The following is an 11,608-nucleotide window of genomic DNA, read 5'->3' as shown; positions in this document are numbered from 1 at the left end:
CACGTGAACGAAACCGTCCTCATCGCGGACAGCGATATCCAGCGCGGGCGCCGCATCGCCGCGGCATGCCAGAGCCATGCGATCGAAGCGAACCTCGTGGCGCACGGCGCTGCGGCGCTCGAGTACGCGCTCAGCGAGAAGCCGCGCGCGATGGTGGTGGAGCTGGGGCTGCCCCTGATCGATGGGGCGCGGCTCGCCGACATCCTGCAGGCGAATCCGCACACCCAGGGCATGGGCATCCTCTTCGTCGGGGAAGGCGAGCCCGGCGAGGACACGACCACAGACAGTCCGCGCATGCCCAGCCACGCCGATCCCGAGACGCTCGCCCACTTCATCGGGGCGCTGCTCGAGAAGCGCAAGCCCGAGCCGGTGGCAGCCCCCGTCGAGGAGACGCCGGGCGTCGAGGGGAAGCTCAACCAGGTCTCCCTCGCCGAGCTGATCGAGCTCTTCCAGGTGAACCGCAAGACCGGCATCGTCGAGCTCCGGAAGGGCGGCGGACGTCGCGCCGAGACGGGGCGTGTGTTCCTGCGCGGCGGCAACGTCGTCGAGGCGCGCACGGGTGCCGTGTCGGGCGAGAAGGCGCTCTACCGCCTGCTCAGCTGGCGGCGAGGCTCCTTCGCGTTCCGGGAAGAGGGCCACGACGAAGGTGTCGGCATCGAGCGACCCACCCGGGCGGTGGTCCGCGAGTGGCGTCGGCAGCAGCGCGAGTGGGAGCGGGAGGCCGCGGAGCTTCCGGATCCCCAGGCGCGCGTGGCGATGAAGGTCTCGCGCTCGTCCCTGCCGAACGTGTTGCACCCGCTCACCCAGGAAGTGCTCCTGCTCCTCGACCTCTCGGATCGCGTCCAGGACGTGCTCGACGGCAGCCGCTTCCCCGACTATCAGGTCCTGCGCACCCTGCAGACCCTGGCGCGACGCGGGATGGTGGAGATCCGCGCGGAGCCTGCGCGCCCCGAAGCGCCGGCCGGGGGACTGTTCGCGCCGGCGCTGGCGTCGCGTCTGCGCGACTGGCTCGAGCAGGGACGCTCTCGCGACGCGGCGCCCCTGGACGCGAAGGTGGCCGTGGTCGCGGCGCATGCCGAAGCGCGGGCGAGCTTCCATCGGGCGCTCGGCGGGTTGCCGGGCGTGGAGCCGGCCGAGTTGAGTTCGGAACCGGGCGTACGGCCGCTGCTGCGGGTGCCCGTCGATGGTGACGTCGCGATCGAGTTCTTCGAGGTACCTGCTTCGAGCGACTTCGCGGCGGTCTGGCCGATCGCCCAGCACGGGGCGCTCGCCACCGTGTTCGTCCACGGCGCCGGCCTCGAGACATCGCTCGATGCGCTCCGGGAGGCGGTCGAGGTCTTCGGCGGCGCGCCACGCGCGCGCAGCTTCCACCTGCTGCTCGACGAGAAGGACCCAGCGACCGTCGACCAGCTCTGCGAGCGCGTCGGGCTGCTCGATGACCGGCACGTCGTCCAGGCCCGCGACGAAGAAGGCGGGGGCACGTCCAAGGCCCTGCGCGAGCTGCTGGGGCGGCTGCTCCCCTAGGCAACACCGCGCGGTTCTTGACCCGGGGCTGGGCCGGGGCGCACCATCTCGTGGACGAGGTGGCGCATGGTCGGTTTTCGTGGGCATTGGATCCGCGGGGTGGCTGCTGGGGCCTTCTGCCTGGGGATCGCGGCTTCGGCCCAGGCCGGGGATCTGACGAGCCCGAGCTACACGCTGCGTGGCGCGCATGAGGCGAGTCTTGCGAGCGGCGCGCTGACTGCCTCGGGTCCGCGCTTCTCGGGCGGGTCGGTGTCGGTCGGCCAGGCCGATGCCGTCGGGTTCTCGCGCGCGGCGGGCGGCCTCGACACCCTCGCGCCCGGCTTCTGGCCCCTGGCGCTCGGGGGCTTCCCGAACCACGACGTAGACGGAGACGGGATCCCGTCGTGGCTCGATGACGACGACGACGGCGATCGTCTGGCCGATGCGATCGAGCGCAACACCGGTCTCTTCGTGTCCGCGAGCGACCCCGGAACGAGCTCGGTGCTCGCGGATACAGATGGCGACTTCTACCGCGACCGCTTCGAGATCCAGGTCGGCACCGATCCCACCAGCGCGGCTTCGGCGCCGAGCGCCCTCGCCGTACCGGTCGGTCGCGTCGCGGCGTGGGTGAGCGTGGCGGCCGTTCTCCTCGGCGCCGCTTGGGTGAGCCGGTCCGGCGGCCGAAGGCGGCTGGCATGACGCGCGTGGCATTCGCGGGCTGACAGGTCTCAGCGACTCGGGCTGGACCGAGCGCGACCAGAACAACGGCTTCACGAATTCGAGCTTCTACTGCTTCGAGCAGTCGCCCCGGCGCCCGATCGGTTGACCTCCCAGGCCCCTCCGCGTAGTCTTGGCAAAAGCTCCCGGGGGCGAGAGCGACCCTCTTCGAGGGCCACGGCGATCCACAGTCCAGCGCAACCCAGGCACAGCGCAGGGGACGGGAAGCCACCACCAAAACCGGGACGCGACGGCGAACGCGCAAGATTGCGGCAAGCCGCCGGGGTTCGTGCATCCTGCCCAAGGGGCCCCGGTGGGAGTGCCGCGCCCCGGGCGTCGCTGGCGTGATCCTACGGTCGGACGGGTGACGTGCATATGACGGACGGGCGAGACGGAGTCTTGGAGCGCGACGATTCCCCGAGTAGTCGGATCCGCGAAGGTCTGACCTTCGACGACGTCCTGCTCGTACCGGGAGCCAGCGAAGTGCTCCCCGACGGCGTGGACATTCAAACCCGGCTCACCCCCGAGATCACCCTGAACACACCGCTCGTCTCGGCGGCGATGGACACGATCACCGAGCACGAAACGGCGATTTGCCTGGCGCAGAACGGCGGCATCGGGATCGTCCACAAGAACCTGTCCATCCCGGCCCAGGCCGCGGAAGTCGACAAGGTGAAGCGCTCGGAAGCCGGGATGATCGTCGACCCGATCACGATGCGGCCCGAGCAGCGCATCCACGAAGCCCTCGAGGTGATGGCCCGTTACAAGATCTCGGGCGTTCCGATCACCCGCGACGGCAAGGCGGTCGGCATCCTCACGAATCGCGACCTGCGTTTCGTGCGCGACACGCACCAGGAGATCTCCCAGTTCATGACCCGCGAGGGGCTCGTCACGGTGCCGCCGGGGACGGGCCTCGAGAAGGCAAAGGAGCTCCTCCACGCCCACCGGATCGAGAAGCTCCTGGTCGTGGACGAGCAGGGCATGCTCCGCGGGCTCATCACGATCAAGGACATCGAGAAGAGCGAGCGCTTCCCGGCCGCCTCGAAGGACGCCTGGGGCCGCCTGCGCTGCGGAGCCGCGGTGGGAGTCGGCGGAGACACCGCCGAGCGCACCCAGGCCCTGATCGATGCCGGCGTGGACGTCGTCGTCGTGGACACCGCCCACGGCCACTCGAAGGGCGTGCTCGAGACGGTCGCCGAGCTGCGCCGGACCTTCCCCGAACTGCCCCTGGTCGGTGGGAACGTCGCCACCGCGGAAGGCACTGAGGCATTGGTGAAGGCAGGCGTGTCCGCAGTGAAGATCGGGGTGGGCCCCGGCTCGATCTGCACGACCCGGATCATCGCGGGCGTCGGCGTACCCCAGTTCACCGCGGTGCTCGACGCCGCCCAGGTGGCCCGGCGAGCCGACATCCCGGTGATCGCCGACGGGGGCGTGAAGTTCTCGGGCGACGTGGTGAAGGCGCTGGCCGCCGGCGCCTCGGCCGTCATGATCGGCTCCCTGTTCGCCGGCACCGACGAGGCTCCGGGCGAGGTGGTCCTCTACCAGGGCCGCTCCTACAAGGTCTATCGGGGAATGGGTTCGATCGGCGCGATGACCGCCGGTAGCGCCGACCGCTACTTCCAGAGCGAGGTGACCGAGGCCAGCAAACTGGTGCCCGAGGGCATCGAGGGTCGGATTCCCTACCGCGGCAGCCTCACCAGCAACATCCATCAGCTGGTCGGCGGGCTCCGCTCGGGCATGGGCTACGTCGGAGCGGCGAATCTCGGCGCTCTGCGCTCCCAGGCCCGCTTCGTGCGCATCTCGGGCGCCGGCCTCAACGAGAGCCACGTCCACGACGTCATCATCACCAAAGAGGCGCCGAACTACCGCATCGAGTAGTCGACGGCCCTTCGGCCGACGCTCTACTGTCTCGTTTCCCCCCAACCCACGAACCACAGCCAGCACCCCTCGACACCGAGCGCCACTCCGCGGTCGGCGACGCGGGGCCGTTGGGACCTCCCCAGCGCAGGAACTCCGGTGACCACCGCTCCCCCTGGCGACGCGTCCGCTGCCCGCGATCGTCTGCTGATCCTCGACTTCGGCTCCCAGTACACCCAGCTGATCGCGCGACGTCTGCGCGAGTTCCACGTGTACTGCGAGATCCATCCCTACGACATCTCGCTCGAAGAGGTGCGGGCCTTCGATCCGGCCGGGATCATCCTGTCGGGCGGTCCGTCTAGCGTGCTCGACGACGGCGCGCCCGACCTCGACCTGGCGATCCTGGCGATGGATCGGCCGGTGCTCGGCATCTGCTACGGCCTGCAGCTCCTGGCCGCTCGCATGGGCGGAGTGGTCGAGCCCGCAGAAGACCGCGAGTACGGCCGCGCGCTCCTCAAGTGCGAGTCCGAGGACCCGCTGCTCGCCGATCTGCCGGGGGGCGCCGAGCGCGTCGTCTGGATGAGCCACGGCGACCGCGTGCTGCGCCTGCCCGAGGGCTTCGTGGTCTCGGCGACCAGCGAGAACTCGCCCTTCGCCGCGGTCCGCCATCCCGAGAAGCGCATCTGGGGGCTGCAGTTCCATCCGGAGGTCGTCCACTCGGAAGGCGGCGGCCAGATCCTCGAGAACTTCGCGAAGCGCATCTGCGGCTGCACCGGCAGCTGGACCATGGAGGCGTTCATCGACGAGGCCGTCGAACGGATCCGCGCCCAGGTCGGCGACAGGCAGGTCGTGTGCGGCTTGTCGGGCGGCGTCGACTCGTCGGTCGCCGCGGCCCTCGTGCACAAGGACATCGGCGACCAGCTCACCTGCCTGTTCGTCGACAATGGCCTCTTGCGGCTGAACGAACGCGAAGAGGTCGAGGATCTCTTCCGCGCCCACCTCCACATCCCGATGATCACCGTGCGCGCCGAGGACCGGTTCCTGGATCGCCTCTCGGGCATCGCCGATCCCGAGAAGAAGCGGCGGATCATCGGCCACACCTTCATCGAGGTGTTCGAGGAAGAGGCGAAGAAGCTCGGAGAGGTCGGCTTCCTCGTGCAGGGCACGCTCTATCCCGACGTGATCGAGAGCGTCTCCGTGCGCGGGCCCTCCGCGACGATCAAGACCCACCACAACGTGGGCGGGCTTCCCGAGCGCATGGCGCTCGACCTGGTGGAGCCGCTCCGCGAGCTCTTCAAGGACGAGGTCCGCGAGGTCGGGCGCACCCTCGGGCTCCCGGAAGCGCTGATCGGTCGCCATCCGTTCCCGGGCCCCGGTCTGGCGATCCGGGTGGTGGGCGAGATCACGCGCGAGCGGCTCGACGTGCTGCGCCGCGCCGACGCGATCGTCGTCGAGGAGATCCGCCGGGCGGGGCTCTACGACTCGCTGTGGCAGGCCTTCGCCGTGTTCCTGCCGGTACAGAGCGTGGGCGTGATGGGCGACGAGCGTACCTACGAGAACGCCATCGCCGTGCGCTGTGTCTCATCCGTCGATGCGATGACGGCCGACTGGTCGCCGTTGCCCCAGGAGGTGCTCCAGGCCTTCGGGACGCGCATCATCAACGAGGTCAAGGGCGTGAACCGGGTGGTCTACGACATTTCGTCGAAGCCCCCGGCCACCATCGAGTGGGAATAGCCGTTCACACGGGGCGTCGGGCGGGCGTCTCTCGACAGCGCGCGATGGGCGCGCTGGGTTCCAAAGACTGAGAAGGGAAGGGGGAGGGGGTGCCCCGGCCGTTCGTCCATCTGCACCTGCACAGCCAGTACTCGCTGCTCGACGGCGCCATCAAGATCGACCCGCTCTTCGAGCGCGCGAAGGCCTTGAGCATGCCCGCGGTGGGCCTCACCGATCACGGCAACCTCTTCGGGGCCGTCGAGTTCTATGAAGCCGCCCGTCGAAACGGCGTCAAGCCGATCATCGGCTGCGAGGTGTACATCGCCTCGGGGTCGCGCTTCGAGAAGGAGAAGCGCGAGCGCGACGAGAGCGGCTACGACGCCATCAACCACCTGCTGCTGCTCGCGCAGAACGAGACCGGCTACAAGAACCTGATCTACCTGGTCTCGAAGGGGTATCTCGAAGGCTTCTACTACAAGCCTCGGATCGACATGGACATTCTGCGGGATCACAGCCAGGGGCTGATCGCGACCTCGGGATGTCTCTCCTCGATGGTCTCCCGGGCGATCACCGGTGGACAGGTCGACACCGCCTGGCAGCTGGTCGAGGAGTTCTCGCGGATCTTCCCCGATCGCTACTACCTCGAGATGCAGCGCCACGGCATCGGGCTGCAGGACACGGTGAACGCCGAGCTCACGAAGATGGCCGTCGACATGAAGTTGCCGCTGCTGGCGACCAACGACGCCCACTACCTCGAGGCCTGTGATCACGAGCACCACGATGCGCTGCTCTGCATCGGCACCGCCACCAACCTCGACAACCCCGACCGCTTCAAGTTCGACGGTCAGGGCTTCTACGTGAAGGACGGGGACGAGATGGCGGAGGTCTTCCGCGATCACCCCTCGGCCGTCACGAACACCCTCGAGCTGGCCGAGCGCTGCAACCTCGAGCTGGGCATCGACACGGGCGACTACCACATGCCCGAATACCAGGTGCCCGCCGGGAAGACCCGCGAGCAGGTGGTGCAGGAGCAGGCCTGGGCCGGGTTGCGCGAACGCCTGGGCCTGGCCCCGGACGAGCCGCTCCCGAAGAAGCTCGCCGAGTACGGCAAGCGCATGGAACACGAGCTCGGCGTCATCACCTCGATGGGCTTCGCCGGCTACTTCCTGATCGTCGCCGACTTCATCAACTACGCGAAGAATCAGGACATCCCGGTCGGTCCCGGGCGCGGCTCCGCCGCGGGCAGCCTCGCGGCCTATGCGCTCGGCATTACCGGTGTCGATCCAATCGAGTACGACATCATCTTCGAGCGGTTCCTGAACCCCGAGCGGATCAGCATGCCCGACATCGACGTCGACTTCTGCATGAAGGGCCGCGACCAGGTGATCCGCTACGTCGCCGACAAGTACGACGGCGAGGGCGACGACGGCAAACGCGTCGCCCAGATCATCACCTTCGGGAAGCTCCAGGCGCGGGCGGCCATCCGCGACGTGGGCCGCGTCCTCGGCATGTCCTTCGGCGACGTCGACCGGATCGCCAAGCTGATCCCCGAGACCCTGGGTATCAAGCTGGAGGAGGCGATCGAGCAGTCGGCCGAGCTGCGGGCGCGGATGGATGCCGACGGCCAGGTGCGGAAGCTCTTCGATACGGCGCTGCGTCTCGAGGGGCTGACCCGCCACGCGAGCACCCACGCCGCGGGCGTGGTGATCGGGACCGAGCCCCTGATCGAGACGGTGCCGCTGTACCGCGACCCGAAGTCGGGCGACACCGTCACCCAGTTCGACATGCGCTGCGTCGAGAAGATCGGGCTGATCAAGTTCGACTTCCTCGGGCTGCGCACGCTGACGACGATCGCCGCTGCCGCGCGCCGCGTGCGCGACCACCAGCCCGACTTCGACATCGACGCGATCCCCTACGACGACCCGAAGACCTACGCGATGCTCGGCGGCGGGGACACGGAAGGGGTCTTCCAGGTCGAGTCCGGCGGCATGACCGAGCTCGTGGTGAAGCTCAAGCCGAAGGCGTTCAAGGAGCTGATCCCGATCGTCGCACTCTACCGGCCGGGTCCGCTGGGCTCGGGCATGGTCGACGACTTCATCAACCGCAAGAACGGGTTGACGAAGATCGAGTACTTGCTGCCCGAGCTCGAGGAGCTCACCGCCGAGACCCTCGGCGTGATCGTCTATCAGGACCAGGTGCTCCAGATCGCCAACCGGCTGGCGGGCTACAGCCTGGGCGAGGCCGACCTGCTGCGCCGCGCGATGGGCAAGAAGAAGCCCGAGGAGATGGCGAAGCAGGCCGAGCGCTTCGTGTCGGGCGCGGTCGAGCGGGGCATCGACAAGAAGAAGGCCGAAGAGGTCTTCGCGCTGATGGCCGAGTTCGCGGGGTACGGCTTCGCGAAGAGCCACTCCACCGCCTACGCGCTGATCACCTACCAGACGGCCTACCTGAAGGCGAACCACCCGCGCGAATACCTGGCCGCGCTGCTCACCACCGAGTCGGCGAACCACGACAAGCTCTCGCGCTACATCCACCACGCGCAGCAGCTGGGCATCGACATCCTGCCGCCGTCGGTCGACAGCTCCGAGCGCGACTTCACGGTGGTGCCCGAGGGCATCCGCTTCGGACTCGCGGGCGTCAAGAACGTGGGCGAGGGCGCGATCGAGTCGATCCTCGCGGCCCGCACCGAGGACGGCGCCTTCGAGAGCCTCTTCGACTTCGCCGGGCGCATCGACGGCCGCAAGGTGAACCGGCGGGTGGTCGAGAGCCTGGTGAAATGCGGAGCCTTCGATCCGCTCCACGCCGAGCGGGCCGCCGTCTGGGCGACGCTCGATGTCGCGCTCGAAGCCGGGGCCGCCGCCCAGCGCGATCGTGAGATCGGCCAGGAGAGTCTGTTCGGGGGCGCCGGCGCCGACGCGGTACCCGAACCCGAGCTGACCGCCGCCGCCGAGTGGACCGACCGCCAGCGCCTCGAGTTCGAGAAGGAGGTGCTCGGCTTCTACGTCACCGGGCATCCGCTGGCCGCCGTCCGCAAGGAGCTCGACCGCTTCGCGGATACGAAGGCCAGCGAAACCGAGGGCAAGGACCAGCGCGACATCCGCGCCGGCGGCCTGATCACGTCCTTCCGCGAGACCCGCACCCGGCGGGGCTCGCTGATGGCGTTCGCCACCCTGGAAGACCTGGAAGGGGCCTTCGATCTTGTGGTGTTCGCGGAACCTTACGCTCAGTACGGAAGTCTCCTGAAACAGGCCCAGCAAGCCGATGGAGAGGAGGGGCCGATCCCGCTCCTCGTGTCTGGAAAGCTCGAGGCTGGGGATCCCCCGAAGATCCTGGTGCGGGAGGTATTCGAACTGGAGCGGGCCGAGGAACGACTGGCGCGCGAGCTGGCGGTGCGGATCGGGGCCGAAGAGGCCACGCCGGACCGACTGGTCGCCTTGCGCGAGCGCCTCGAGCGAAGCCCCGGGGATTGTGCCGTCCGTGTCCACCTGGTGATTCCCGACGAGAGCGAGACGATCCTCCACGTCTCGTCGCTCCGGGGGGTGCGGCCCGATGGGGAGCTGCGTCGCGACGTCGACGCGCTCTTCGGGAGGGTCGTGACGGAGGTACGGGTATGAGCGAGCGCCTCTTTCGGGGAGCCCGCGTGGCGCACTGGGGCGTGGCCCTGGTGCTCGTGGTTTCTATGGGCTTCGCGGCGGCCGCCGAGGAGCGCCGGGAAGAGTCGGTCGGCGTCGCGCCGATCGTGCTGGCCGAGGACGGCAGCGAGCCGGACGGGATCCCGCGCGATGCGGCCCTCGAAGCGGCGATCGGTGCGGCCGTGCTGCGCACGGCGAAGAGTCTGCTGCCCGCCGACTTCCTGCCGCCGGAGCCCGAGCCGCCCGAGGTGCCGGGCACCGAGCCCCCGCCCGAGCCCACCCCGGACGAATGGCTGGCCGAGCGCCTCGGCGGGGACCCCTTCGTCTATGCGACCCGCTTCAGCATTCTCGAGGACCGCGGCCGCCGGCCGGCGATGTTCTCGAAGACCCCGGATGTCGAGTTCGAGTACGTGGTGCTCGCCGCCGTCTTCGTGGACGTCTCCTCGATCCGGGACCGGCTCGGCGCCCTGGGCCTGCTGGCCGCGGGGTCACCGGATGCCGAGCGCGCCTGGACTCTCGTGGTGGAGGACCTCCACGACTACGCGCCCCTGGCCGTGCTGCGCCGCAGCCTGGCCGAGCGGGGCGGGGTCGAGGCCGTCGTCCCGGTCGAATTCACCGTCTCCCGAGCGGTCCTGCGGGTGGATGCCGACCGCAGCCCGCGCGACCTGTTGGCCGAGCTCGAGCGGACCGCCCCCGAGGGTCTGAAGCTCGTCCCGGTGGAGCTGGAAGAGGACCGGGCGACCCTGCTGGTCGAGTGGCGGCCCCCGGTGGTGCTGGCGCCCGCCGAGCTGGATCCCGCCGAGGCCGACGCCGAGGGGGCCGGTCCGGCGGCCTTCGACGAGGCCCTGGGGCCTGCGGCGGGCGACTTCGACGACGTGCTCGAGACCGATTGACACGCATTGCCGAAATCGGTATTGATTTCGCGTCCTTAGCACGGGGCCGCGCATCTGCGGGCAGCCGGGCGGGATGGTCTTCGCGAAACCGAGCCGCGCCTCGTGCGTGGCTCGTGGTGTCGCGGGGGTCGGTCGCGTATAGGCACGTAGCTCAGTGGGAGAGCACCACCTTGACACGGTGGGGGTCGGCGGTTCAATCCCGCCCGTGCCTACCACATCGCACGAGTGCGGACCGGGAGCCGGGACGCTCGAGCGGTGCGGGGCCACACGTCGAACGAGAAACATGAATCAACTGCACCACCCGCATTCATGAGCAGCACGCGCCTCCGCGAGGAGGCACGCCAGCGGTGTGGTGCGCGGGTTCGGGCCTTGCGCGCTCGAAGCTACGCGTCGGGCAAGGGTTTGCCCGAAAGCGTCCAACTCGATCGAGGAGGGCGCCTCTCGCGTCGCTCCGCGGAGGGACCGAGGAATCGCTGAGTTCAGAAGGAACGCCAAGAACGACGGACCGCGCATCAACGAAATGATTCGAGCCGCGGAGATCCGCGTCATTGGGGACGACGGCGAACAGTTGGGAGTGATGACTCCCGAAGACGCCATCGCCCGTGCCGAAGACGTGGGACTCGACCTGGTGGAGGTGGCCCCGGGGTCACGGCCGCCGGTGTGCCGGATCATGGACTATGGGCGTTACAAGTACGAGCAGAAGAAGAAGGCCAACAAGAGCAAGGGACATGCGGCCAGCCTCAAGGAGGTGAAGCTGCGCCCGCGCACGGACCAACACGACCTCGACTTCAAGCTCAAGAACGCCCGGCGCTTCCTGATGGACGGTGACAAGGTCAAAGTGACAGTGATGTATCGCGGACGGGAGATGGTGCACCGCGACATCGGCCGCAAGCAGCTCGACAAGGTCGTCGAACTCCTGGGGCCGCTCGCAGCCGTCGAAAACCCGCCGCGGATGGAAGGACGCTTCCTCTCGATGATCCTCGTGCCCAATCGCGAGGCGGTGGAAGCGGAGAAGAAAGCCGCGGAGGAGTCGGGGAAGACCGACACCCCCGAGACCCCCAGCGAGGAAGCTCGCACCTAAGGAGGGCGTCATGCCCAAGATGAAGACGCACCGAGGCGCCGCGAAGCGGTTCAAGAAGACCGGCACCGGCAAGATCGTGCGCTCAAAGAACAACAAGCAGCACATCCTCACCAAGAAGTCGGCGAAGCGGAAGCGACGGCTCCGCCAGTCGGCTCTCGTGGCGACGGTCGACGAGAAGCGTCTGAAGCAGATGCTTCCGAACCTCTAGCGCG

8 protein-coding genes and 1 tRNA gene are annotated in these 11,608 nt (G+C 68.8%); all 9 read left to right on the top strand.

The annotated features are described in order from the left end of the window. Window positions 1–3 precede the first annotated feature (3 nt). The 9 genes from AAF430_12440 to rpmI all read left to right on the top strand — a co-directional run bounded on the left by AAF430_12440 (window position 4) and on the right by rpmI (window position 11,604). The gene (locus AAF430_12440) at window positions 4–1,524 is read left to right on the top strand and encodes a DUF4388 domain-containing protein (protein ID MEM7411036.1); all 1,521 of its coding nucleotides are present in this window, start codon (window positions 4–6) and stop codon (window positions 1,522–1,524) included. Between the two features lie 66 nt (window positions 1,525–1,590). Beyond that, entirely contained in the window at window positions 1,591–2,202 is a 612-nt protein-coding gene (locus AAF430_12435) for a thrombospondin type 3 repeat-containing protein (GenBank protein ID MEM7411035.1), read from the top strand. Between the two features lie 417 nt (window positions 2,203–2,619). Then, window positions 2,620–4,098 (top strand): IMP dehydrogenase, encoded by a 1,479-nt coding sequence (gene guaB / locus AAF430_12430; protein ID MEM7411034.1) that lies wholly within the window; start codon window positions 2,620–2,622, stop codon window positions 4,096–4,098. 138 nt (window positions 4,099–4,236) lie between these two features. Continuing rightward, entirely contained in the window at window positions 4,237–5,811 is a 1,575-nt protein-coding gene (gene guaA / locus AAF430_12425) for a glutamine-hydrolyzing GMP synthase (GenBank protein ID MEM7411033.1), read from the top strand. An 89-nt stretch (window positions 5,812–5,900) separates the two neighbouring features. Beyond that, window positions 5,901–9,404 (top strand): DNA polymerase III subunit alpha, encoded by a 3,504-nt coding sequence (dnaE, locus tag AAF430_12420; protein MEM7411032.1) that lies wholly within the window; start codon window positions 5,901–5,903, stop codon window positions 9,402–9,404. Further along, entirely contained in the window at window positions 9,401–10,315 is a 915-nt protein-coding gene (locus AAF430_12415) for a hypothetical protein (GenBank protein ID MEM7411031.1), read from the top strand. The genes dnaE and AAF430_12415 overlap by 4 nt, the downstream gene beginning before the upstream one ends. Window positions 10,316–10,455: 140 nt before the next feature. Next, window positions 10,456–10,530, top strand: a tRNA-Val gene (locus tag AAF430_12410). Between the two features lie 134 nt (window positions 10,531–10,664). After that, window positions 10,665–11,396, top strand: a complete 732-nt coding sequence (gene infC / locus AAF430_12405; protein ID MEM7411030.1) for a translation initiation factor IF-3 — start codon at window positions 10,665–10,667, stop codon at window positions 11,394–11,396. A gap of 10 nt (window positions 11,397–11,406) precedes the next feature. Beyond that, window positions 11,407–11,604 (top strand): 50S ribosomal protein L35, encoded by a 198-nt coding sequence (gene rpmI, locus AAF430_12400; GenBank protein MEM7411029.1) that lies wholly within the window; start codon window positions 11,407–11,409, stop codon window positions 11,602–11,604. Window positions 11,605–11,608: the final 4 nt, after the last annotated feature.

The organism is Myxococcota bacterium (genome assembly GCA_039030075.1).
Taxonomy (GTDB): domain Bacteria; phylum Myxococcota_A; class UBA9160; order UBA9160; family SMWR01; genus JAHEJV01.
The sequence above is the reverse complement of the archived record's forward strand: the minus strand, read 5'-3'. Positions and strand labels throughout refer to the sequence as shown.